At 70.3% G+C, this 24,069-nt stretch carries 22 protein-coding genes; 3 read left to right on the top strand and 19 right to left on the bottom strand.

Annotated elements, in window-relative coordinates:
* Positions 1-303: 303 nt before the first annotated feature.
* Together FDO69_RS05850 and FDO69_RS05845 are read right to left on the bottom strand one after the other, a co-directional pair.
* Positions 304-2,922, bottom strand: a complete 2,619-nt coding sequence (locus FDO69_RS05850; protein ID WP_104778674.1) for an ABC transporter permease/substrate binding protein — start codon at positions 2,920-2,922, stop codon at positions 304-306.
* Positions 2,915-4,006, bottom strand: coding sequence for a quaternary amine ABC transporter ATP-binding protein (locus FDO69_RS05845; RefSeq protein ID WP_104778900.1), 1,092 nt, complete (start codon positions 4,004-4,006; stop codon positions 2,915-2,917). Before FDO69_RS05845 ends, FDO69_RS05850 begins: the two co-directional genes overlap by 8 nt.
* 196 nt (positions 4,007-4,202) lie before the next feature.
* Between FDO69_RS05845 and FDO69_RS05840 the strand changes: the two genes are divergently transcribed.
* The gene (locus FDO69_RS05840) at positions 4,203-5,132 is read left to right on the top strand and encodes a 5'-3' exonuclease (RefSeq protein ID WP_234387861.1); all 930 of its coding nucleotides are present in this window, start codon (positions 4,203-4,205) and stop codon (positions 5,130-5,132) included.
* Positions 5,133-5,246: 114 nt separating this feature from the next.
* Complete coding sequence (locus FDO69_RS05835; RefSeq protein WP_104778673.1) at positions 5,247-6,089, top strand: siderophore-interacting protein; 843 nt, start codon at positions 5,247-5,249, stop codon at positions 6,087-6,089.
* 126 nt (positions 6,090-6,215) lie between these two features.
* Here the strand turns inward: FDO69_RS05835 and FDO69_RS05830 are convergent, their stop codons facing one another.
* Complete coding sequence (locus FDO69_RS05830) at positions 6,216-6,797, bottom strand: GNAT family N-acetyltransferase (RefSeq protein ID WP_104778672.1); 582 nt, start codon at positions 6,795-6,797, stop codon at positions 6,216-6,218.
* 80 nt (positions 6,798-6,877) lie between these two features.
* Between FDO69_RS05830 and FDO69_RS05825 the strand changes: the two genes are divergently transcribed.
* Positions 6,878-7,882 (top strand): RluA family pseudouridine synthase, encoded by a 1,005-nt coding sequence (locus FDO69_RS05825; RefSeq protein WP_104778671.1) that lies wholly within the window; start codon positions 6,878-6,880, stop codon positions 7,880-7,882.
* On the opposite strand, the gene FDO69_RS05820 is transcribed toward FDO69_RS05825, so the two are convergent.
* The 16 genes from FDO69_RS05820 to pafA all read right to left on the bottom strand — a co-directional run bounded on the left by FDO69_RS05820 (position 7,876) and on the right by pafA (position 24,060).
* Positions 7,876-9,405, bottom strand: coding sequence for a cytochrome P450 (locus FDO69_RS05820; protein WP_104778670.1), 1,530 nt, complete (start codon positions 9,403-9,405; stop codon positions 7,876-7,878). The genes FDO69_RS05825 and FDO69_RS05820 overlap by 7 nt on opposite strands.
* Positions 9,406-9,473: 68 nt before the next feature.
* Positions 9,474-10,094, bottom strand: a complete 621-nt coding sequence (locus FDO69_RS05815; protein WP_104778669.1) for a GTP-binding protein — start codon at positions 10,092-10,094, stop codon at positions 9,474-9,476.
* Positions 10,075-10,473, bottom strand: coding sequence for a DUF742 domain-containing protein (locus FDO69_RS05810; RefSeq protein ID WP_104778668.1), 399 nt, complete (start codon positions 10,471-10,473; stop codon positions 10,075-10,077). Before FDO69_RS05810 ends, FDO69_RS05815 begins: the two co-directional genes overlap by 20 nt.
* The gene (locus tag FDO69_RS05805) at positions 10,470-10,877 is read right to left on the bottom strand and encodes a roadblock/LC7 domain-containing protein (RefSeq protein WP_104778667.1); all 408 of its coding nucleotides are present in this window, start codon (positions 10,875-10,877) and stop codon (positions 10,470-10,472) included. Before FDO69_RS05805 ends, FDO69_RS05810 begins: the two co-directional genes overlap by 4 nt.
* The gene (locus FDO69_RS05800; RefSeq protein WP_104778666.1) at positions 10,874-12,517 is read right to left on the bottom strand and encodes a sensor histidine kinase; all 1,644 of its coding nucleotides are present in this window, start codon (positions 12,515-12,517) and stop codon (positions 10,874-10,876) included. The genes FDO69_RS05805 and FDO69_RS05800 overlap by 4 nt, the downstream gene beginning before the upstream one ends.
* 373 nt (positions 12,518-12,890) lie before the next feature.
* On the bottom strand, positions 12,891-15,740 hold the full coding sequence (locus tag FDO69_RS05790) for a DEAD/DEAH box helicase (RefSeq protein WP_104778665.1): 2,850 nt from the start codon (positions 15,738-15,740) through the stop codon (positions 12,891-12,893).
* Between the two features lie 40 nt (positions 15,741-15,780).
* Positions 15,781-16,671 (bottom strand): diacylglycerol kinase, encoded by an 891-nt coding sequence (locus tag FDO69_RS05785; RefSeq protein ID WP_104778664.1) that lies wholly within the window; start codon positions 16,669-16,671, stop codon positions 15,781-15,783.
* A 31-nt stretch (positions 16,672-16,702) separates the two neighbouring features.
* Positions 16,703-17,665, bottom strand: a complete 963-nt coding sequence (tatC, locus tag FDO69_RS05780) for a twin-arginine translocase subunit TatC (RefSeq protein WP_104778663.1) — start codon at positions 17,663-17,665, stop codon at positions 16,703-16,705.
* Between the two features lie 47 nt (positions 17,666-17,712).
* A complete protein-coding gene (gene tatA, locus FDO69_RS05775; protein ID WP_104778662.1) occupies positions 17,713-17,994 on the bottom strand; it encodes a Sec-independent protein translocase subunit TatA in 282 nt (93 codons plus the stop codon).
* Between the two features lie 259 nt (positions 17,995-18,253).
* Positions 18,254-18,448, bottom strand: coding sequence for a hypothetical protein (locus tag FDO69_RS05770; RefSeq protein ID WP_104778661.1), 195 nt, complete (start codon positions 18,446-18,448; stop codon positions 18,254-18,256).
* Between the two features lie 57 nt (positions 18,449-18,505).
* Complete coding sequence (locus FDO69_RS05765; protein WP_104778660.1) at positions 18,506-18,802, bottom strand: hypothetical protein; 297 nt, start codon at positions 18,800-18,802, stop codon at positions 18,506-18,508.
* A 100-nt stretch (positions 18,803-18,902) separates the two neighbouring features.
* Positions 18,903-19,976, bottom strand: a complete 1,074-nt coding sequence (locus FDO69_RS05760; RefSeq protein ID WP_234387852.1) for a helix-turn-helix transcriptional regulator — start codon at positions 19,974-19,976, stop codon at positions 18,903-18,905.
* Between the two features lie 17 nt (positions 19,977-19,993).
* A complete protein-coding gene (locus FDO69_RS05755; protein WP_104778658.1) occupies positions 19,994-20,971 on the bottom strand; it encodes a helix-turn-helix transcriptional regulator in 978 nt (325 codons plus the stop codon).
* Positions 20,972-21,099: 128 nt separating this feature from the next.
* Positions 21,100-21,471: an FKBP-type peptidyl-prolyl cis-trans isomerase gene (locus FDO69_RS05750; RefSeq protein WP_030848632.1), complete on the bottom strand. Its 372-nt coding sequence runs from the start codon at positions 21,469-21,471 to the stop codon at positions 21,100-21,102.
* 56 nt (positions 21,472-21,527) lie between these two features.
* The gene (locus FDO69_RS05745) at positions 21,528-22,508 is read right to left on the bottom strand and encodes an FKBP-type peptidyl-prolyl cis-trans isomerase (protein WP_104778657.1); all 981 of its coding nucleotides are present in this window, start codon (positions 22,506-22,508) and stop codon (positions 21,528-21,530) included.
* A 190-nt stretch (positions 22,509-22,698) separates the two neighbouring features.
* Entirely contained in the window at positions 22,699-24,060 is a 1,362-nt protein-coding gene (pafA, locus tag FDO69_RS05740; protein ID WP_104778656.1) for a Pup--protein ligase, read from the bottom strand.
* Between the last annotated feature and the right edge of the window lie 9 nt (positions 24,061-24,069).

The following is a 24,069-nucleotide window of genomic DNA, read 5'->3' as shown; positions in this document are numbered from 1 at the left end:
ATCCGCTCCCCGTGCGGCGGTGTCCCGCGCACTGCTTCTGTTGAGTTGTCTGCACCCTACGCATGTTCGGCAAACCGTTTCAGGCGGCCGTCACATCGCTGTCATACGGGACAGCGCGACACCTCACATTTCGCGCCAGGCGATCCGCCGCCGAAGGGGACGGGGCAGGTCGCCCACCCGCTGGGGGAGCAGGCGGAAAGAGGGGGTTCAGGGGGTGGCGTAGCGCTCTGTGGTTGTCCGGATCCGGCTCGTGAGATCGGGCCGGGGCGGGACGCGGCGTGTCGCGCGTCCCACCCCGGAACCCTACTGCGGAGTCATCCTCCGCACCATGTCCGGGTGCTGCCGGAGCCAGTCGGCCACGGCCTCCTCCTCATGCCCCTGGCCGCGGTCCTTGATCTCGCTCTCCAGGCTGCCGAGCTCCTCCTCGCTCATCCTGAAGTTCTTGATCCACTTGGTGAGCTGCGGGTACTCCCCGGGGAACTTCTCGTTGGAGATGGTGCGGATCGTGTTGCCCTCGCCGAAGGCCTTCTTGGGGTCCTTCAGCTTGGTCAGCTCGTAGTCGCTGTACGCCCAGTGCGGCGACCAGAGGGATACGGCGATCGGCTCCTTCTTGGCGTACGCGCGCTTCAGCTCGGCGAGCATCGCGGGCGTGGAGCCGTCGACGACCTCGTACTCCTTGTCCAGGCCGTAGCCGGGAAGAACCTTGTTCTTCAGCAGGTCCATCTCGCCGGTGCCGGGCTCGATGCCGATGATCTTCCCCTTGAAGGTGGAGGACTTGCCCTTGAGGTCCTCCAGGGAGTCGACGCCCTTCACGTAGGACGGTACGGCGATCTCCAGGGAGGTCGGTTCGTACCAGGTGCCGAGGTCCTCGAGCCGGTCCTTGTTCTTGTCCCAGTAGTTCTTCTGGGCGTAGGGCAGCCAGGCGTCGAAGTTGAGGTCGAGGTCACCCGAGGCCAGACCTGTGTAGACCGGGCCTACGTCCATCTGCTTGAGGTTCAGCTGGTAGCCGCGCCGCTCCAGGACGTTCTTCCACAGGTAGGTGACGGCGATGTCCTCGTCCCAGGGGAACCAGGCGACGTCCAGGGGCTGCTTCGCCTCGGCGGGCGTGCCGCCACCGGAGTTCCGCACCGGGGCGAGCTTGTCGACGACGTCGGGGTTCTGCTTGAGCCAGGCGCGGACGGCGTCCTGCTGGCTGCCCTTGCCCGCCTCGTTGATCTCGGCTTCGAGGCTGGTGAGCTGCTTCTCGCTCATCTCGAACTTCTTCAGCCACCCGGCGACCGTGGGGTCGTCGTCCGCGAAGCCCTTGCGGGAGAGGCTGTGCACGCCGTCGCCCTCGCCCCAGGCGCCCTTGGGGTCCTTGAGCTTCTTGAGGTCGTAGTCGTTGTACGCCCAGTGCGGCGACCAGAGCGTGGTGACGATCGGCTTCTTCTGGGCGTAGGCGCGCTTCAGCTCGGCCAGCATCGCCGGCGTGGAGCTGTCGACGACCTTGTACTCCTTGTCGAGGCCGTACTCCTTGAGGACCTTGCTCTTCAGCAGGGCCATCTCGCCGGCGCTGGACTCGATGCCGGTGATCTTCCCGCCGAACTCGGAGGCCTTGCCCTTGAGGTCCGCCAGGGAGTCGATGCCCTTCATGTAGGCGGGCACCGTGAGCTCGAGGGACGTCTTGTCGTACCAGGCGCCGAGGTCGTCGAGCTGCTTGCCGTACTTCTTCCAGTACTGGGCGTGCGTGGTGGGCAGCCAGGCGTCCGTCTGGAAGTCGACGTCGCCTTGGGAGAGGGAGGTGTACAGCGGGCCCGCGTCGAACTGCTTGGCCTCGACCTCGTACCCGCGCTGCTCCAGGATCTCCTTCCACAGGAAGGTGGAGGCGACGCCCTCGTCCCAGGGGATGTAGCCGATGGTGATCTTCTTGCCCTGGCCGATGTCCTTGCCGTCCGCCACGGCCTCGCCGCCCGTCTTGCCGCCCCCGAGGACGCCCATACCGCCCGCGGTGAGGGCGAGGACGACCACGCCGATCACGGCGACCGCCGGGCGCGGCCGGTACGACCAGATCTTCAGCCCCTGGGCGGCGCGCAGTTTGGCGGCGGCGCGGCGGCCGAGCGGGGAGACCTGGGTGCCCAGGGCGCTGGTCATGCGGTCGAGGTAGATCGCGAGGATCACGATCGCGACCCCGGCCTCGGAGCCGAGGCCGACGTTGAGCTGGCCGATGGCCTCGTTGACGTCGCCGCCGAGACCGCCGGTGCCGACCATGCCGGCGATCGCGGCCATGGACAGGCCGAGCATGATGACCTGGTTGACGCCGGCCATCACGGTGGGCAGGGCGAGCGGGAGCTGGACGCGCAGCAGGGTGTTGCGGGGCGAGGTGCCGAACGCCTCGGCCGCCTCGACCAGTTCCTTGTCGACCTGCCGGATGCCCAGCTCGGTCATGCGCACGCCGGGTGCGAGCGCGAAGATCAGGGTGGCGACGATGCCGGCGGGGGCGCCGGTGCCGAAGAACAGGATCGCCGGGATGAGGTAGATCATCGCGGGCAGCGTCTGCATGAAGTCCAGGACGGGCCGGACCAGTGAGCTGACGCGGTCCGAGCGGGCCGCCCAGATGCCCACCGGCAGGGAGATCACCAGCGCGATGACGGTCGCCACGAGGACGAGCGCCAGGGTGATCATCGCGTTCTCCCACAGTTCGAGGGAGTCGATGAAGGCGAACCCGGCGAAGGTGAGGACGCCCGCGAGGGTGCCGCGCAGCCAGAAGGCGATCACGGCGAAGATGCCCGCGAGGAGCAGCGGTTCGGGTGCCTGGAGGACGGCGTTGATGCCGTCGTAGAGGCCGAGGAAGACGGTCTTGCAGAAGTCGAAGAGCCACGCCATGTGGGTGGTGAGCCAGTCGACCCCGTCGTTGACCCAGCTGCCGAGCTGAATCCTAGGCACGGGCGGTCACCTTCTCTGCGCCCTTGTCCCGCGGGGAGTCGCAGGGCTGCGGGGTGGCGTCCTGCTCGTCGCCGAGGAAGCCGACCAGACGCTGCCGGGGCACGATGCCGACCAGCTTGCCTTCCTTGTCCACGACCGAGACCGGGTGGGAGAGCCGGGCGCTGATCGCGCACAGTTCCGTGAAGGGGGTGTCGGGCGTCGCGGTCTCGCAGTGGCAGCCGGGGGCGTCGCCGGTGACCGAGGTCTCCATGAGCTCGCCGGCTGTCAGGACGCGGGAGCGGTCGACGTCCTGGGTGAAGGAGGCGACGTAGTCGTTCTCCGGCCGCAGCAGGATGTCCTGGGCGGTGCCGTTCTGGACGATGCGGCCGTCGCGCATGACGGCGATGCGGTCGCCCAGGCGCATGGCCTCGTTCAGGTCGTGGGTGATGAAGACGATCGTCTTCTTGAGCTTCTGCTGGAGCTCCAGCAACTGGTCCTGCATGTCACGCCGGATCAGCGGGTCCAGGGCGCTGAAGGACTCGTCCATCAGCAGCAGGTCGGCGTCGGTGGCGAGCGCGCGGGCCAGACCGACGCGCTGCTGCATGCCGCCGGAGAGTTCGTCGGGCCAGGACTTCTCCCAGCCGGCCAGGCCGCACAGGGCGAGCGCCTCGTCGGCGCGGCGTGCGCGCTCGGCGCGGGGCACGCCCTGCACTTCCAGACCGTAGGCGGCGTTCTCGCGCACACTGCGGTGCGGGAAGAGCGCGAAGTGCTGGAACACCATGCTGATCTTGCGGGAGCGGACCTGGCGCAGTTCACGGTCGGACAGCGCGGTCAGGTCCTGGCCGTCGAAGCGCACCTGTCCGGCGGTCGGTTCGAGCAGGCCGTTCAGCATGCGCAGCAAGGTGGACTTGCCGGAGCCGGACAGGCCCATGACCACGAAGATCTGGCCGGGCTCGACGGTGAAGGAGGCGTCGATCACGGCTGCGGTCGTGCCTTCTGCCCGCAGTTCCTCCCGGTCGGCTCCGCCGCGCAGCCGCTCGACGGCCCGGTTTGGTCTTCTGCCGAATACCTTGTACAGACTCGTCGCTTCCAGCGTCGCTGACACGTGCACCTCTGTTTCCTTGGCAACAGGAGAGAGCGAGGACAGGGCGCAACAGTTGAAATGCGCAACCAGCCTCGCTCCGGGGCGGCACCTCCCCCTGATCCCGGAAAGCAAACGGAAGAGTGGGGCGCTTCACAGTGGACGCGCAGGGCGCAACGCGTTGCGCTGCGTCGAGAGGCTGTCGGTGCGGTACGGCATGATGCGTGGCGTGACCGGACGACTGATGCTCCTCGACACCGCTTCCCTGTACTTCCGCGCCTACTTCGGCGTCCCGGACTCGGTCCGGGCTCCGGACGGCACGCCGGTGAACGCCGTGCGCGGACTGCTCGACTTCATCGACCGTCTGGTCAAGGACCACCGGCCGGACCTCCTGGTGGCGTGCATGGACGCCGACTGGCGGCCGCAGTGGCGGGTGGAGCTCATCCCGTCCTACAAGGCCCACCGCGTCGCCGAGGAGCACGCGGCCGGCCCGGACGAGGAGGAGGTGCCCGACACCCTGTCGCCGCAGGTGCCGGTGATCGAGGCGGTGCTGGACGCGGTGGGCATCGCGCGCGTCGGCGTCGCGGGCTACGAGGCGGACGACGTGATCGGCACCTTCTCCGCGCGGGCGACGGGCCCGGTCGACATCGTGACGGGCGACCGCGACCTGTACCAGCTGGTGGACGACGCCCGCGGGGTGCGCGTGCTGTACCCGCTCAAGGGCGTGGGCACGCTGCAGCACACCGATGAGGCGGTGCTGCGGGAGAAGTATGGGGTGGACGGCAGCGGGTACGCGGATCTGGCCCTGCTGCGCGGCGACCCCAGCGACGGCCTGCCGGGCGTGCCGGGCATCGGCGAGAAGACGGCCGCCAAGCTGCTGGCCCAGTTCGGGGACCTGGCCGGGATCATGGCGGCGGTGGAGGACCGTGGGTCGAAGCTGACGCCGACGCAGCGCAGGCGGCTCGATGAGGCCCGTCCGTACCTCGCCGTCGCTCCGAAGGTGGTCCGGGTCGCGGACGACGTCCCCCTGCCGGAGGTCTCCACGGCGCTGCCGCGCACACCGCGCGACCCGGCGGCCCTGGAGGCGCTGGCGGCCCGCTGGGGACTGGGCGGGTCCCTGGAGCGACTGCTGACGACGCTAGCGACCTGATCCTTTTCTCAAGAGTTCGTACGAGAACGACGGGACCTTCCCGCACGAGAGGTGTGAAGTGAGAACAAGGTGCTAACTTAGGTAACCCTAACTATGCGAGACAGGGAGGTCCTCATGGCAGAGCGACCGGGACGCCAGCCGCGCAGGCTCCACTCCGCCCAGGTCGTCCGCACCGAGCGGCTGACCCCGCACATGCAGCGCGTGGTGCTCGGCGGCGAGGGCCTCGCCGACTTCGCGGCGGGTACGTGCACCGACCACTATGTGAAGCTGCTGTTCCCGCCGGTGGGCGTCACCTATCCGGAACCCTTCGACCTGGAGCGCGTGCGGGCCGAGCTGCCGCGCGAACAGTGGCCGGTGACCCGGACCTACACGGTCCGCCAGTGGGACGCCGAGCACCGCGAGCTGACGCTGGACTTCGTCATCCACGGTGACGAGGGCCTGGCCGGTCCGTGGGCCGTGCGCGTCCAGCCGGGCGAGACCGTGCACTTCATGGGGCCCGGTGGGGCGTACGCACCCGATCCCGGCGCGGACTGGCATCTGCTCGTGGGGGACGAGAGCGCGCTGCCCGCGATCGCCTGCGCTCTGGAGGCGCTGCCGCGCGGCGCCCGGGCGTACGCCTTCGTGGAGGTCTCCGGCCCCGAGGAGGAGCAGAAGATCGATGCGGACGTGGAGGTCGTCTGGCTGCACCGCGGAGCCCGGCCCCTCGGCGAGGCGCTGGTCGCCGCCGTGCGGGACCTGGAGTTCCCCGAGGGCCGTGTGCACGCCTTCGTCCACGGCGAGGCGCACTTCGTCAAGCAGCTGCGCCATCTGCTCCGCGTCGAGCGCCAGGTCCCCCGCGAGGCCCTCTCGATCTCCGGTTACTGGCGCCGCGGCCACAACGAGGACGGCTGGCAGGCGTCGAAGCGCGAGTGGAACGCCCGGATCGAGGCGGAGCAGGAGAGCGTGTCGGCGGCCTGAGGCCGCCCGGCCCACCAGGACGCGGACGCCGCTTCGGTCCCCCCGCTGGACGCCGCCTCGGTCACCGCCCGAGGCCACCTCAGCCCCCGCCGGACGACGCCCCGGTCACCCCGGCCGGACGCCGCCTCAGTCACCCCGTACCCGGGCGTGCAGATGCATGTCGTGCCATCCGTCCGGCTGCATGATCGCACTGCGCTTGGTGCCCTCCAGGCCGAAGCCGGTCCTGGCGGCGACGCGGCAGGACGCCTCGTTGCGCACGGCGTGCAGGAGCTCCAGGCGGTGGAATCCGCTCTCGTCGAAGGCCCAGTGAGTGAGAGCGGTGGTGGCGCGGGCTGCCACGCCCCGGCCCCGGGCCTCGGGAACGGTCCAGTACGCCACCTCGGCCGTCCCGTCGTCGAGCCGGAGCTCGCGGAGCGCCACCCGGCCCAGCAGCGCGCCGGACACCGCGTCGGCCACGGCCCAGTGCGCCTCCCGCTCCGCCTCCCACGCCTGGCGCCACGTGCGGATCCAGTCACCCACCTCCGCCACGGAGTCGGCCGAGCGGGCGTGCCACTGGTGCATCAACGGGTCCTGGAAGACCTCGTACACCGCGGGCGCGTCCCCCTCCCGCCAGGGGCGCAGGATGAGTCCGCCGTCGGCGGGGAGCGTCGGCTGGGGGCGGCACGCGAGGGCCCCCGCGGTCAGGACAGGGCTGATGAGAAACGGCATGCCCACATCCTGGCAAGCGCCCGCCGGGCGGTCCCAGTGGTTTTCCGCCCCACCGCCCCGGCCTCGTACGCTGGGCCGCGATGAGACGCAAGACCCGCATCCCGCCCTCTCCCCTGCCGCAGCGCCACGGCGTGGATCCGGTGCGGGTGCGGCTGCCCGCCACGGGGACCTGGGGGACGGTGCGCGAACATCTCGTGGAGCGGCTCTCGGGGGCGGGCGCCGGAGTCGTCGAGGGCATGTTCGACGCGGGCCGGATCGTCGGGGCGGACGGACGGCCCGTCGCGGCGGACGCCCCCTTCGAGCCCGGGATGTTCGTGTGGTTCCACCGGGACCTGCCCGACGAGGTGCCGGTGCCCTTCCCGCTGAAGGTCGTGCACCGGGACGAGCACATCGTCGTGGCCGACAAGCCCCACTTCCTCGCCACCACTCCGCGCGGCGGCCATGTCGCCGAGACCGCGCTGGCCCGGCTCCGCCGCGAGCTGGACCTCCCGGCGCTCAGCGCCGCGCACCGGCTGGACCGGCTCACGGCGGGGCTGGTGCTGTTCACCGTGCGCCCCGAGGAACGCGGCGCGTACCAGACGCTGTTCCGTGACCGCCGGGTCCGCAAGGAGTACGAGGCCGTGGCCCCCTTCGACGCCGGCCTCGTCCTGCCCCGGACGGTTCGCAGCCGGATCGTGAAGGAGCGCGGAGTGCTCACCGCCCGGGAGGTCCCGGGCGAGCCCAACGCCGTGAGCCGTGTCGAGCTCGTCGAGCACCGCGACCGGCCCGGCGGGCAGGGCGGCGGCCCCGGCGGGCTCGCCCGGTACCGGCTCGCGCCCGCCACCGGGCAGACGCACCAGCTGCGCGTCCACATGACCGCGCTGGGTGTGCCGATCCTCGGCGACCCGCTCTACCCGGAGGTGACCGCCCCCGTGCCGGCCGGCGACTTCCGCCGGCCGCTGCAACTGCTGGCGCGGTCGCTGGAGTTCACCGACCCGGTCACGGGCGAGGAGCACCGGTTCCGCAGCGGCCGGACGCTCGCGGCCTGGACGTCGTACGACCGGTGGGCCGCCGGGTCGTACGACGGCCCGTCAGACGGTCAGTAGCCGCGCCACCAGCTCAGCAACCGCTGCCAGACGCCCCGGCGGCGGGGTGCTTCCGCGACGGTCGGCTGCACAGGAACGGGCACCGGCTGGGGCTGAGGCTGGGGCTGCACCTGGGCCGGCTGGGGCTGCGCGGCGACCGGCTGCGACTGCGCCACGCCCGGTGCGCCGACCTGCGGCTGCGTGATGCCGATCTGCCAGTCCGAGCGCTGCGCGGCGACCGGCTTGTGGTTCGGCACCTCCTGCACGTCCTGCGGCGGCCTGGGCGCGAACTGCACCGGCAGTTCCACCAGGTGCCGGGACGCGATGGACGCCGTCCAGCGCAGCTCCTCCTTGTCGCAGTCGAGTTCGACGTCCGGCAGCCGCATCAGCAGCGCGTCGACGCCCACGTCGGCGATGGAGCGGCCGATGTCCTGCCCTGGGCACTCGTGCGGGCCGCCGCCGAAGGCGAGGTGGGAACGGTTGCCCTGCATGCTGGCCTTCAGGTCCGGCCGCACCCGCGGGTCTACGTTGGCCGGCAGCGGCGCGAAGAGCAGTCCGTCACCTCGGCGGATGCGCTGCCCGCCCAGCTCGGTCTCCTGCTTGGCGAAGTACGCGAAGACCGTGCTGAACGGCGGCTCGTTCCACAGGGACTGTTCCACCGCCTCCGGCACCGTCATCTGGCCGCCGTTGAGCTGGGCCCGGAAACGCGGGTCGATCAGCACCGTGAGCAGCACGTTGGACAGCAGGTTGGTGGTGGCCTCGTAGGCGGCGAAGAGCACCAGGCGCAGGTGCTCGCGGACCTCGTCGTCGCTCAGCCGGGCCGGGTGCGTGATCAGGTAGCTTGCGAGATCCTCCTCCGGCCGGGCTCGGCGGATGGCGGTGAGCCGGCTCAGGGCGTCCATGACGAAGGAGTGGCTGGCGAGCGAGGTGTCGGTGCCCTTGAGGGCGTCGCGGGCCGCCTCGACGAGCCGGTCGCTGTACTCGTCGGGCATGCCGAGGATCTCGCACATCACCGCCATCGGCAGGTGCTCGGTGAACTGGCCGACGAGGTCCGCCTCACCCGCCTCGCAGAACCGGTTGACGATCACCTGCGTGCTGCGGTTGATGTAGCGGCGCAGGCTGCGGAAGTCGATGGTGGAGATGGCTCCCATGACCGCGCCGCGCAGCCGCTTGTGCTCGTCGCCCTCGGCGTGCGAGGCGATGGGCTGCCAGGCGATGTGCGGCATCAGCGGGTGGTCGGGCTTGACGAGGCCCTCCCTGAGCGGGGTCCAGATACGGCTGTCCCGGCAGAACTGCGAGGGCGAGCGCACCATGTGCAGGTTCTCGCCGTGGCCGAGGACGATCCACATCGGCACGTCGTCGTGGAGCAGCACGGGCGCCACGGGACCGTGCTGGTCCCGCAGTTGCTCGTACAGCGCTCCCAGGTCCTCCGCCTCGTGCAGTCGGTGCAGTCCCCCGGGCCCGAGGCCGTGCGCGGGGCAGCCGGGGGGCGGGCCGGTCGGGAGGTCGTCCGTGCTGGTCGGGGCGTGGGATTCAGGCGTCACAGTGATCGCTCCGAAACTGAGGTGGTTCCAGGGGTCTGGGGGGAAGGTGTGGCAATGGGTGACACGGGTCAGGCGCGGGAGCCCGTCATGGCGAGCGAGTGCAGGAAGCGCATGAGGGTCATCAGCACGTCGCGGCTGGAGGCCCGGCGCCGCGCGTCGCACTCCATGATCGGGATGTCCGGCGTGAGGTCGAGGGCGGTGCGCAGCTCCTCGATGGCGTAACGGGGGGCGTCGGGGAAGGAGTTGATGGCGACCACGAACGGTACGCCGCGTTCCTCCAGGCGCCCCATGACGTCGAAGCTGACCTCCAGCCGCCGGGTGTCGACCAGCACCACCGCGCCGAGCGCGCCCTCGAACAGGCCGTTCCACAGGAACCAGAAGCGCTGCTGGCCGGGCGTGCCGAAGAGGTACAGCACGAGCTGGTCGGTGATGCTGATCCGGCCGAAGTCCATGGCGACGGTGGTGGCCGTCTTGGACGCGGAGCCGAAGTTGTCGTCGACACCGATGCCGGCCTGCGTCATGGTCTCCTCGGTGGTCAGCGGTGTGATCTCGCTGACCGAGCCGACCATGGTCGTCTTGCCGACGCCGAAGCCACCCACGATCACGATCTTGGCCGCGGCCTGTGCCGTGTGGGGCAGCTGGTCCTCGGCCCGGGGGCCCGGGATGGTGTCAGAGCCGTTGAAGTCCATTCATCACCGCTTCGAGGAGGGAACGGTCGGAGCGCGCCTTGCGGACGATCGGGGCGCGCGCCTGTACCAGATCCGCCGTCAGCAGCTCGGTGAGCAGTACGCCCATCGCGCTGAACGGCAGGTGGAGGTAGGCCGACAGCTCGGCCACGGACAGGGGGGCGGCGCAGAGCCGGAGCAGCGCCGCCTGCTCGGGAGAGGCGGAGGGCGGCGGGTCCGTGGCACGCGCCACGATCAACGTCACCAGGTCGAGCTCGGCCCGTTCACCGTCCGGGCCGGCCACCACGTACATCCGCTCCGGGTTCCCGGGTTTGTCCTCGCCCGCCTGGGGCGTGGGCGGCTCCGGGACGAGGTCGCGCCTCTGGCGTTGCGGAGGCGTCATACGATCTGCCCGTTCCGCCGGGGCGGACTGGTGAGATGGCCACCGATCCGGACGACCAGGTCGCGCATCATGGCGCTCATCCGGCCGGGTTCGCACCGGACGTCGGAGAGCACCGCGAGGAAGGCGTTGGCACCGGCGTCCATGAGGTAGAAGTAACCCTGGTCGATCTCGATCATGACGAGCTTCATCTCGCCGTCGCCCACGGTGAGTTCCTGACACACGCTGCCCGCGAGGGACTGCAGGCCGGCGCAGGCCGCGGCGACCCGGTCGGCCGCGTCCGGCTCGCCGCCGTAGCGGGCGATGCGCAGACCGTCGGCCGAGAGCACCACGATCATCTCGATGCCCGGCACGCCGTCGGCGAGTTGCTTGAGCATCCAGTCGAAGTTGCCTCGCTGCTGGATCACTTGAGGTCCCCCTCGTCGTCGGCCTCGGTCGGGGCCGGGTCGTTGATCAGGTGCAGGTACTTGTGCGGGTTCCGGATGAAGTCGGTCGGGTGGGTGCCGGGCTCGATGCCCTGCTTGAGCCCCTCCCAGAAGGCCTCCAGGCCCTTGCCGGGGGCGTCGGGCGCCGACATGTCGCGCAAGGGCTTGGTCTCGGGCTCCTGCGTGGCCGCCCAGGGGTTGTACTCGCCCCGTTCGGCCGCTTCCCGGTCCGCCTTCTCGTTGGCGGCCTGCTGGGCGAGGCGCTCGGCGAGCGGCATCTTCACCTTGCTGCGGCGCTGCGGCAGGCCGTTCGCGGTCCACTCGGTGACCTCGGGGACGTCGTCGTCCTCCAGGGAGACCGTGGCGGGGATCTTCGGGCTGGTGGGGCGGCGCCGCTTGGGCGCGCGCTTGGGGCCCTCGGGGATGCCGACCGTCATCGGGATGCCGGTGGCACCGATGCCGTGGGCGAGTCCGACGCCGGGCTCGTGGGTGACCATCTCGCTCGGCACGATGAGGATGGCGCGGACGCCGCCGTACGCGGAGGCGCGCAGCGAGACCTGCATGTTGTACGCCGTGCACAGACGGCCCACGACCGCGAGGCCGAGGCGCGGGTGCTCGCCGATGTCCTGGAGGTCCACGCCCGCCTTGGCGGCCTCCAGCATGCCCTCGATGCGGGCGCGTGCCTCCTCGTTGAGGTTGACACCGCCGTCCTCGATCTCGATGCAGACGCCGGTCTGCACCTCGGTGGCGGTGACGTGCACCTTGGTCTGCGGCGGCGAGTAGCGCGTGGCGTTGTCGAGGAGCTCGGCGGCGGCGTGGATGACCGGCTCGACGTAGATGCCCTTGACGCTGATCTTCGCGATGGAGGACAGCTGGATGCGGCGGTACTCCAGGATGCGGGACATGGCGCCGCGCAGGGTGCTGTACAGGGACACCGGAGCGGGCCACTGCCGTCCGGGGCGGCCGCCGCCGAGGACGGAGACGGAGTCGGCCAGGCGGCCGATCAGGGCGTTGCCGTGGTCGATGCGCAGGAGGTCGTCGAAGACCTCGGGGTTGCGGCCGTGGTCCTCCTCCATCTCCCGGAGTTCTTCGGCCTGCTGGTGGATGATCGCCTGGACGCGGCGGGCGACACTGACGAAGGAGCGCGCGGCGGCGTCGCGCATCGTCACTTCGTAGTCGACGATCTTGAGCACCCTCAGCAGCGTCTCCGCCTGCGGTTCCGGCAGGTCACGGAACGCCGGGTCGGCGAGACCGAGCTTGCGGATCACCTCCCTGGGGGATTCTCCGGTCCGCAGCAGGTCGAGCGCGGCGGGGATGATCTCCCTCGAGAAGCGGACCAGCTCGTTCTCGTGGGCCGCGATCCGCTGTTCCAGGTGTGCGCTGTACCGGGCGTGCTCGGCACGCTGGTTGCGCAGCGCACGGCCGCGGCGCACCGCCTCGGCCGCCGTCGCGAGCACCAGCGCGGTGGCGATGCCGCCGCACCAGCCGACGGCGCCCCGGGCCGGCTCCGTCACCAGCGCGACGGCGGCTCCGGTTGCCGCGGCCATGACTATGGCCGGGAGCAACAGCACGCGCGCGTAGGGGAGTTCACGACGACCGGGCGGGGATTGAACACTCACCATGTGGGCCTTCTGACAGGAGTCGACTGAGGTTCGGGGGGACTTGCAGGGGGGTATGTCATGAAGCTGTCGGGATCTTCCACACATTGGGGAACAAGCGCACGAATTCATCTCAAGACGGTGCGCTGCGGGCGAGCTTAGTCCGACCGGATCATCGCTGTGTCATATTCAGCGACTGCCGGAAACCGGACGCGAAGGGATAGTACGCTCGGTCATTTACACGCTGCGACATCGTTCGAATACTGCGCGTAGTGGCGAACAGGCATACGAAAGCCCACTCACCGTGATGGGTGAATGGGCTTCAGTACGACGCTCTCAAGGGGCGCGGGGAACTGCGCGAGCAACCACGACGAGCCGGCACCCGCGCAGCAAACGATCACCCCACCGACGAGTAGGCGACCACTCCCCGCAGCAACAGATCCACGGCCTTACGGGCGTTCTTCACCACGGAAGACCCCTGCGGAGCCGCCGCCGCGATCTGCCCGAGCACGTCGATGACCTGCTTGCACCACCGCACGAAGTCCCCCGCCGGCATCTCCGCCTCACGCAGCACCTCGTCGAGCCCCTTCCCGGAGGCCCACTCGTACGCGGCCCAGGCGAAGCCGAGATCCGGCTCGCGCTGCCCGACCCCCTCGGTCTGGGTGATGCGGAACTCCTCCTCCAGCGCGTCCAGCCGCCCCCAGATCCGCACCATCTCGCCCAGCGCGGCCTTGGCCTTCCCGGACGGCACCTTCGGGGCCATGGCGTCATCGGCGACACGTGACTCGTACACCAACGCCGAGACGCAGGCGGCCAGTTCCGCCGGGCCGAGGCCCTCCCAGACACCCTCGCGCAGGCACTCGCTGGCGAGCAGGTCCAGCTCGCCGTACAGCCGCGCGAGCCGCCTGCCGTGCTCGGTGACCTCGTCGGCGCGCAGATAGTCCAGCTCGGTCAGCAGCGCCACGATGCGGTCGAACGTCCGGGCGATCGTGTTCGTACGGCCCTCGATCCGCCGCTCCAGCTGTGAGGTGTCACGCAGCAGCCGGTGGTACCGCTCGGCCCAACGGGCGTGATCCTCACGGTCGTTGCAACCGTGGCAGGGGTGCGCACGCAGCGCGGTCCGCAGCCGGGAGATCTCGCGGTCGTCGGCCGCCTGGGAGCGCCGCTTGCGGTGCTTGTCGGCCGGGATGTGCCCGGCCTTGGTGCGCAGCGCGGACGCGAGGTCCCGACGGGACTGCGGGGAGCGGGGGTTGAAGGACTTCGGGATCCGCATCCGCTCCAGCGGCTCGACCGGCACCGGGAAGTCCATCGAGGCCAACCGCTTCACCTGCCGCTCGGCGGTCAGCACCAGCGGGCGCGGCCCGTCGTGGTGCTCGAAGCCGCGGTGACCGTTCGAACGGCCCGCCGGCAGGCCCGGGTCCAGCACCAGCGCCAGGCCCGCGTACTTGCCGGTGGGGACGTGGATGACGTCACCGGGCTTCAGCTTCTCCAGCGCGACGGCGGCCTCCGCACGCCGCTGCGCCACGCCCTGCCGGGCGATCTCGTTCTCCCGGTCCTTCAGTTCGCGGCGCAGCCGCGCGTACTCCTCGAAGTCGCCGAGGTGACAGGTCATGGAGGCCTTGTAGCCCTCGAGACCCTCCTCGTTGCGCTGCACCTGCCGGGAGATGCCGACCACCGACTTGTCCGCCTGGAACTGCGCGAACGACGTCTCCAGCAACTCGCGCGAGCGGTGCCGCCCGAACTGCTCGACCAGGTTGACCGCCATGTTGTACGACGGCTTGAAGCTGGAGCGCAGCGGGTACGTGCGCGTGCCGGCCAGGCCCGCGAGGTGCTCGGGGCTCATGCCGCGCTGCCAGAGCACCACGGCGTGGCCCTCGACGTCGATGCCACGCCGCCCGGCCCGGCCCGTGAGCTGGGTGAACTCGCCCGCGGTGATGTCCGCGTGCTGCTCGCCGTTCCACTTGACGAGCTTTTCCAGCACCACCGATCGGGCGGGCATGTTGATGCCGAGGGCGAGGGTCTCGGTCGCGAACACGGCCTTGACCAGGTTCCGCACGAACAGCTCCTCGACGACCTCCTTGAAGGTCGGCAGCATGCCCGCGTGGTGGGCCGCGATGCCGCGCTCCAGGCCCTCCAGCCACTCGTAGTAGCCGAGGACGTGCAGGTCTTCCCTCGGGATGGACGCCGTACGCTCCTCGACCAGGGCGCGGACCCGCTCGCGCGCCTCGTCGTCGTTGAGCCTGAGCCCCGCGTACAGGCACTGCTGGACGGCGGCCTCGCAGGCGGCGCGGCTGAAGATGAAGGTGATGGCGGGCAACAGCCCCTCGGCGTCGAGCCGCTCGATGACCTCGGGCCGGCTCGGCGTCCAGATCCGGGACCGCTGGCGGCGCTCGCGCTCACGGTCGGCCTCGCGCATGGACCGGCCGCGCCGGCGGTCCTGGTACGACGGCCGGCTCGCCTCCATGCGCGCCATGCGCGTGAGATCGGGGTTGACGGCCTTCCTGTTGCCCTCGCCCTCCTCGAACAGGTCGTACATCCGCCGCCCGGCCAGCACGTGCTGGAACAGCGGGACGGGCCGGTGCTCGGAGACGATCACTTCGGTGTCCCCGCGGACCGTGTCCAGCCAGTCGCCGAACTCCTCGGCGTTGGACACGGTCGCCGAGAGCGAGACGAGCGTGACCGACTCGGGGAGGTGAATGATCACTTCCTCCCATACGGCCCCGCGGAACCGGTCGGAGAGGTAGTGCACCTCGTCCATCACCACGTAGCCGAGGCCGAGGAGGGTCTGGGACCCGGCGTACAGCATGTTCCTCAGCACCTCGGTGGTCATCACCACCACCGGCGCTTCGGAGTTGACGCTGTTGTCACCGGTCAGCAGGCCCACCTTGTCCGTGCCGTAGCGGCGGCACAGGTCGGCGTACTTCTGGTTCGACAGGGCCTTGATGGGTGTCGTGTAGAAGCACTTCTTGCCCTGCTGGAGGGCGAGGTGGACGGCGAACTCGCCGACGATCGTCTTGCCGGAGCCGGTGGGCGCGGCGACGAGCACGCCCTTTCCCGCCTCGAGCGCCTGGCAGGACTCGATCTGGAAGGGGTCGAGGCCGAAGTCGTACATCTCGCGGAAGGAGGCGAGCGCGGTGGCCTGCTCGGCAGCGCGCTTGCGGGCTGCCGCGTACCGCTCGGCCGGGGAGAGATCCTCTGTCATCGTGCTTTCGAGCGTACCGGGCCGCACTGACAACAGGACGATCATTATCCGGATCCGTTTCTGTGAGACCTCGGATCCGCGCAGCTCAGGGGCCGACGACCCGCACGCCCCCGCGCACGCAGCGCGCGCTCAGCGGCAGCGGGCCGAGCGGCTCCCCGTCGGCGTAGCCGGTGACTGACTCGGCGGCGATCTCGACCCGCGTCGCCCGCAGCACGGTCACCTTCGGATGCTCGACGTGCGTCCCCCGGTACACCCGCGGGAACACCCGCAGCAGCGTGCTGCGGCTGCAGTCGCCGACCACCGTCACGTCGAACAGCCCGTCGGTCAGGTCGGCGCCGGGGCAGATCCGCATGCCACCGCCGTACGACGAGCCGTTGCCGACGGCCACGAGGGTCGCCTCGACCTCACGGGCCTCGCCGTCGTCGAGCCGGATCCGGTACGGGACGGGCCGGAACCCGGCGAGTTCGGCGATCATCGCCAGGTCGTACTTCAGGCGGCCGGTGGGCCATCGCATGCGGTTGCCGCGGTCGTTGACGCGGGAGTCGAAGCCGGAGGCGAGGACGGTGCCGAACCAGCGGTCGCCGACCTGCCCGAGGTCGATGTCGCGGATCCGGCCGCACTTGAGGGCGTCGGCGATCATGCGGCCCGCGGCGGCGGGCTCCCGGACGGGCAGGCCGAGGGCGCGGGCGAAGTCGTTGCCGGTGCCGACCGCGACCAGGCCGAGCGGCGTGCGGGTGCCGGCGAGTGCCTGGAGCGCGAGGCCCGCCATCCCGTCGCCGCCGACGGCGATCAACGCCCCCGTGCCGGACTCGACGGCCGCACGCGCGCGGACGAGGGCGTCCGCGGCGTCCTCCCCGAGGACGGTCCGGACCGAGAAGCCGGCCGCCCGCAACGCGGAAGCGGCCGGCTGCGCCGCGCAGGCGCCCCGGCCGCGGCCCGCGGTGGGGTTGACGAAGAGGGTGATCTCGCTGGTCACGGGACCGACCCTACGAGCTGTCCGCCGATCTTCAGGTCACGTCGTCATAACCGTTGACCCGGTCCGTGCGCTCCGAGCTCGCCTGCTCGGGCAGCGCCGCGCGGCTGGTCGTCACGGGCTCGATCTCGCCGATGTCCTCGGGGGTGAGGTCCAGTTCGGAGGCCTCGTCGTCGGCGGGGCCGAGGGCCTCGCGCCGGGCCTTGCGGCGGTCATTGAGCAGGGAGAAGGCGACGGCTGCGAAGTACAGGATCCAGATCGGCGCCGCCAGCGCCAGCATGGTCAGCGGGTCGGTGCTGGGGGTGGCGATGGCCGCGAAGACCGTGATGCCCATGATCATGCCGCGCCACCAGCCGAGCATGCGCTTGCCGGTCAGTACCCCGGTGAGGTTGAGCATGACCAGCAGCAGGGGCAGCTCGAAGGAGAGGCCGAAGACCAGCACCATCCGCATGACCAGGTCGAGCAGGTCGTCCAGCGGCAGAAGGTTGGACGTGCCGCCCGGGGTGAACTCGAGGAGCACCTTCGCCGTGGTCGGCAGGACCGTGTACGCGAAGTAGGCGCCGACGATGAACAGCGGGGCACCGGTGGCGACGAAACCGTAGGCGTACTTCTTCTCGTGCCGGTGCAGGCCCGGCGCGACGAAGGCCCACAGCTGGTAGAGCCAGACCGGGGAGGCCAGGACGACGCCGGCCATCAGGGAGACCTTCAGCGCCAGCGTGAAGGGGGTGAGCAGGCCGTTGATGGTGATCTGTGCACAGGGCTTCGCGCCGGGCTGGGACCTGGCCAGCTCCGCGAAGGTCTTGTCACAGCCGACCGAGTCGAGGATCGGCTTGGTGATCAAGTTGATGATGTCGTTGTAGAAGAAGGCGGCGAAGACCGTGACGACGACGATCGCCAGCATCGCCTTGGCGAGCCGGTTGCGGAGCTCGCGAAGGTGCTCCGCGAGGGGCATGCGCCCCTCGGGATCCCTCTCCTGCTTGCGGGCAGACTTCAGCAACCCACGTTCCCATCTCGTGCGGCGGGCCGGAGGTCACCGGCCCTGCGTCAGCGCTTGGTCGTGTCCGTGGGCTCGCTGACCGGGCGCGAGCTGGTCACGTCACCGGGCGCTGCCTGGATGGTGCGCTGCGAGGCCTCGTCGGTGTTGGGCGGGCCCGCCGGGGTGGTGGACGACTTGCTCTCGTCCTTCATCGCCTTGGCCTCGCTCTTGAGGATGCGGGCGGACTTGCCGAGCGACCGAGCCATGTCCGGAAGCTTCTTCGCGCCGAACAGCAGGATGATGACGACGAGGATGAGAATGATCTCGGGGGCTCCGAGCCTTCCGAACATAAGTCTTTACCTTCTCACCGAGGCGGCTGTGGTGGGGTGCTGTCCGACCGGTCGGACACATGTCCGACCAGTCGTGTCGGCAGCGATCGTAACGCTCGGGGGTAAACGCGAGGCAATCCCTCTGCATCCCCTGTGCGTACTCCCGTCCGCGGCCAGTGCCTCGTTAACCGGGCCGCGACCAGCAGAGTACCTGCACGAACCGCCGAGGTGACAGGGCGAAGTGTCCCGAAACGCAACTCACAGCCGTCCGCCGGACAGCTCACAGAGCGTCGACGGAGCGGGCCGCGCTCTGCGCCGACCGCTCCAGGTCCTCGGCGGCCCGGTTGATACGGCGCGCCGAGTCCGTGACCTGCCTGCCCAGGCGCTGTGCCTCCACGAAGACCCGCACGCCGAGCACCCCGAGCACGACGAGACCCACGAAACCCACCGCAACCGCGAACATCGGCCAGAACATGACGTCGAGCCTAGACCTTTGTGAACAGCCGGATTCCTCGGCCCACCGGATGACTCGCTAGACGGTGGAGTGCAGCCGCAGGGTCCGCACGCCGCCGCCGGTGAGCAGCTCCACGATCCGCTCCCCCGCGGGCTTGCGGACGGACGCGCCGCACTCCGGGCAGGTGAAGGAGTAGAAGGTGGTGCGGCTCGTGGCGCCGATGGCCAGACGCAGCGCGCCAGCGGCGAGCTCACAGTGCTCGCGGCAGTCGGGACAGCCCGCCCGGAACACGACCGGGGTCACGCTTCTCATCCCCGCGAACGCGGACTCCACCGTCATGCCCCCGACACCACCGGACGTCACCGACTCGCTCAAGCCCTCGCTCCTCTTCCTGGGGTCGTACGCCTTCGGGGCGTACGACCGGTGTCGCGGTCCGGCCACGGCCCGGCCGAGAACCCCGAGGGGCGTCCGTGGCTCACGCCGGTCCTTCGCCCGGCCCGTCCGGAACCACCCGCACCGCGTGCGGTCCGCGCACGTCCTCCGCGACGCCGGCCGTCCGCGCCGCCTCCATCCCGTCGTACGCCGCCAGTGCCTCCCGGGCCGCCTGCCGGGCACTGTCGGCGAGCTCCGGCGGCGAGACGATCCGGCCCTCCCGCCCCAGCCGCAGCGCCAGGCGCCGGAGCGACGCCGGGTCGGGGGTCCGCAAAGTGATACGCAGCCCACCGTCCGGGAGCTCATCCGCACTGTCGTGCGGGTAGTACTCCGCGACCCAGCGGCCACCGGGCCCGACCTCGATCACGACCTCCGGGTCCTCGGCCGCCGGCTGCACCAGCGCCTCCGAGAGGTCGCGCAGCTCGATCTCGGGCGGCGCCGACGGCTCGTCGAGGATCTTGATCTCGGCGACCCGGTCGAGCCGGAAGGTGCGGCGCGCCTCGGAGCGGCGGCACCAGGCCTCGACATAGGTGTGCCCGACGCTGACCAGGCGGATGGGGTCGATCTCCCGCTCGGTGACCTCGTCGCGCGCGGGCGAGTAGTAGCGGATCCACAGCCGGCGGCGCTCGGCGATCGCGCGGTCGACGTCCGCGAAGACGCCGCCCTCGGACTCGAAGGTCACCGACAGGCGCGAGCTGGCACCCGCCGCCTCGCCGGCCGCGGTCTCCACCTTGGCCGTCGCCCGCAGCAGCGCCTGCCGGTCGCTCTCGCGCAGGCCGGGAAGCGTGGACACCGCCCGGGCGGCGACGAGCAGCGCGGTGGCCTCGTCGGCGGCGAGTCTGAGCGGCTCGGCGGCCTCCGCAGCGAGCGCCGCCGGGTTGTGCCACCAGATGCGCTCGCCGTCGGTGTCGATGTCGAGCAGGTCGCCGCCGCGGAAGCTGGTGCCGCACATGGGCAGCACGTCCAGGTCGGAGACCAGCTCGTCCTCGCTGATGCCGAAGGCACGCGCGACGTCCTCGACCCGGGCCCCGGGACGCTCTTTCAGATACGTCACCAGCGAGAGCATCCGCCGGGTCTGGTCGATGGCGTTCACGGGCCTGACCGGTTTGCCTGCCACTGTCTTTCCGCTCCCCCTCAGCCCTTGGCCACGGCCCGCAGCCGGTCCACCACGTCGGCCCGCAGCTCGGCGGGCTCCAGGACGACCACGTCCGGCCCAAACTCCACCAGCCAGGCATCCAGCCCGTGACCGTACGGAATCTCCAACTCGTCCCAACCGTCGCCGAGTTCCCGCACGGAGGTGGCCTTCGCCCGAAGGGGGTAGCCCGCCCCCGCGCGCAGCCGGATCCGCGCCGAGCGGTCGGCGACCTCCCCGGCCCAGCTCGCGACGGTCTCCCGGACGGTGACGACGTCCGGCACGTCGGCGGTGTAGCGGCCGCCGCGCGAGCGGACCTTGCCGGTGATCCGGGACAGCCGGAAGACCCGCTCGGCGCCGCGGTCCCGGTCCCAGCCCGCCAGGTACCAGTGGCCCCGCCAGCACTCCAGCGCCCACGGCTCCACGTGCCGCTGCTCCGGGTGGGCGGCGGTGGCCTTTCGGTAGTCGAAGGCGACGGGCCTGCGGTCCCGGCAGGCCAGCATCAGCGGCTCGAACGCGGCCTCGTGCACCGGGATGCGCGGCTCCAGGGCGCCGTGCGACCCGTAGGGGTCGACGTCCTCGGGGAGCCCGGCCGCGCGCAGCTTCTGCAGGGCACCGCTGGCCGCTCCGGCCAGCCGGGCCTGCTGCCACACCTTGGCGGCCAGCCCGAGGGCGGCGGCCTCCTCGGCGTCCAGGGTGATGGGCGGGAGGCGGTTGCTGTCACGGCGGGCCATGTAACCGATCTCGCCGTCGAGGCTCTCGACGGTCTCGATGACCAGCCCCAGTTCGCGCAGGTCGTCCTTGTCTCGCTCGAACATGCGGTTGAACGAATCATCGGAGCCGGTCGTGCCGTTGCCGGGCCCGAAGGCCTCGACGTAGGCCTCGATGGAGTCGCGCAGCTCACGCTTGCTGAGCGGGCGCCGCGTCCCGAGCAGACACAGCGCCAGATTCATCAGCCGCTCTGCCTTGGCAATGGCCATCGACGCGCTTCGCCTCCCTATGGTGCTTACGAGCGATGACCGTACCGCCACACGGTGGCACGGCAAAAGCCGAGGGCCCATGCCCGAACAGGCATGGGCCCCACATGATCGAATCTGTCGGAGCTTGCTCAGACCCCGAGCAGGTCGACCACGAAGATCAGCGTCTCGCCGGCCTTGATCAGAGGCGACGGGCTCTGGTTGCCGTAGGCGAGGTGCGCGGGGATGGTCAGCTGGCGGCGGCCGCCGACCTTCATGCCCTGCACGCCCTGGTCCCAGCCCTTGATGACCCGGCCGCCGCCCAGCGGGAAGCGGAACGGGGTGCCGCGGTTCCAGCTCGCGTCGAACTCCTCGCCGGTGCTGAAGGAGACACCCACGTAGTGCACGGTGACGGTCTGGCCGGCCTGCGCGACCGGGCCGTCGCCCTCCCAGATGTCCTTGATCTCGAGGTCCGCCGGGGGCTCGCCGCCCGGGAAGTCGATCTCGGGCTTGTCGATGCTCACTTCATCTCTCCTTGTTACGTGACCTGCGTCGGGGACAGTCTCACAGACCGGCCGGGTCAGACCGTGCCGAGGATGTCCACCGTGAAGACCAGTGTGTTCTTGGCCAGCTCACTCTGAGGGCTCGCGCCGTAGCCGAGCGAGGGCGGGATCACCAGCAGCACGCGGTCGCCCACGTGCTTGCCGACGAGGCCCTTGTCCCAGCCTGCCACCACGGAGCCGTTGCCGATCTGGAAGGCGGTGGCACCGCCGTGGTCCCAGGAGGAGTCGAACTTCTTGCCGTCCTCCCACTTGACCCCGGTGTACTGGGCGATGAGGCCCTGGCCGGCCTCGACCTTCTTGCCGTCGCCCTTGATCAGCACCTGTTCCTTGAGGTCCTTGGGAGCCTTTTCGCCCTTGGGGACGGTGATGACCGCGGCCTTCTGCGAGGGCGACTTCACCTCGGGCATGCCCGGCTCGGAGGGCGCCTGCTCGCCCTTGGCCTCGGCCTTGGCGTCGACGCTCGCGGCACCGACCGGGTCGACCACCCAGATCAGCACGTCCTTCGCGGAGATCCCGGAGGACGTGTTCAGGCTCTGGCCGATCAGATCACCCGCGGTGCCCTGCACCAGGACACGGCTGCCGGGCTTCTTGCCCTTCACCGCGTCGAGGACCTTCGCGGGGAGCTGCTGGCTCTGCTTGCCGATCTGCTCGATGGACTGCCGCCGCGGCGCCTTGTCACCCGTCGACCCCGCGGCCCAGGTGCCGCCGAGCTCCTGGTCGCCGCCCCACTTCTCGACGGTCCAGTCCAGGCGGACGAAGTCCGAGCCCTTGATCGGGGTTCCGGTGCCCGCCGAGAGCGTCTTGACCACGGTCTTGTCGGACGGCTTGCCGTCCTTGGGCACGGAGATCTCGGGCTTCGCCCCGACTTTCCCCTTGACCTCGGCGACGCCTCCCGCCGTATCGCCGTTGTTCCCGTCGTCCGATCCGCACGCGGCGGTGAACAACAGGGCGGGAACGGCCAGCAGCGCGGCCACGAGTCGTTTCGTGTTGTAGTTCATCAGTCCAACTGGGATCGGAGGTGGGGGGCAATGCCCGCCACTCTACGGCGTGGCCGCTCCGCACTCCTCACACCGCGCGACACGACACCGCCCCGGCCGCTCCTTCATGGGCGGAACCGGCGGGAAAAGGCCGGTGCCCGAAGGCGGCGAAAACCTTCGGGCACCGGCTTCCCGGACGGCCGGATGCGGCTCACATTCCGGCGATCAACTTTTCCACCCGGTCGTCCACGGAACGGAACGGGTCCTTGCACAGCACGGTCCGCTGAGCCTGATCGTTGAGCTTGAGGTGGACCCAGTCGACCGTGAAGTCACGGCGCTGTTCCTGGGCCCGCCGGATGAAGTCGCCGCGCAGCCGGGCGCGCGTGGTCTGCGGCGGGACGGACTTGCCCTCGAAGATCTTCAGGTCGTTGCAGATACGGGCCGCCTGGCCCTTCTTCTCGAGCAGGTAGTACAGGCCACGACGGCGGTGGATGTCGTGGTAGGCGAGGTCTATCTGCGCGACCCTCGGGTGCGACATGGTCATGTTGTGCTTGGCGCGGTACCGCTCGATGAGCTTGTACTTCATGACCCAGTCGATCTCGGTGCCGATGCGGTCGAGGTCCTCGGACTCGATCGCGTCCAGTGTGCGGCCCCACAGCTCCAGGACCTGCTCGACGGTGCCGGTGCGGATGCCCCGGCGCTCGCAGAAGTCCAGGGCCTTCTCGTAGTACTCGCGCTGCACCTCCAGGGCGGAGGCCTCGCGTCCGCTGGCCAGGCGTACCTTGCGGCGGCCGGTGATGTCGTGGCTGACCTCGCGGATCGCCCGGATCGGGTTCTCCAGGGTGAGGTCCCGCATCACCGTGCCCGCCTCGATCATGCGCAGCACCAGGTCGGTCGCACCGACCTTGAGCAGCATGGTCGTCTCGGACATGTTGGAGTCGCCCACGATGACGTGCAGGCGACGGTAGCGCTCGGCGTCCGCGTGCGGCTCGTCACGCGTGTTGATGATGGGCCGGGAACGGGTCGTCGCCGAGGAGACGCCCTCCCAGATGTGCTCGGCGCGCTGGCTGACGCAGTACACGGCGCCGCGCGGTGTCTGCAGCACCTTGCCCGCGCCGCACAGCAGCTGGCGGGTGACCAGGAACGGAATGAGAATGTCCGCGAGTCGGGAGAACTCCCCGTGCCGGGCTACCAGATAGTTCTCATGGCAGCCGTAGGAGTTGCCCGCCGAGTCGGTGTTGTTCTTGAAGAGGTAGACGTCGCCCGCGATTCCCTCCTCGTGCAGGCGTCGTTCGGCGTCCACCAGGAGTCCTTCGAGAATGCGCTCGCCCGCTTTGTCGTGGGTGACCAGTTCGGTCACGTTGTCGCATTCCGGTGTCGCGTATTCCGGATGCGATCCCACGTCGAGATAGAGGCGGGCGCCGTTTCGCAGAAAGACGTTGCTGCTTCGGCCCCATGACACGACACGGCGGAAGAGGTACCGCGCCACCTCGTCAGGAGACAGGCGGCGCTGTCCCCTGAACGTGCACGTGACGCCGTACTCGTTCTCCAGCCCGAAAATGCGGCGGTCCATGAGGGAACA

Origin of the sequence: Streptomyces tibetensis, assembly GCF_007655005.1 — a bacterium.
Taxonomy (GTDB): Bacteria; Actinomycetota; Actinomycetes; order Streptomycetales; family Streptomycetaceae; genus Streptomyces; species Streptomyces tibetensis.
Note: the sequence above shows the minus strand (reverse complement) of the source record. Positions and strands in the feature narration are given on the sequence as shown.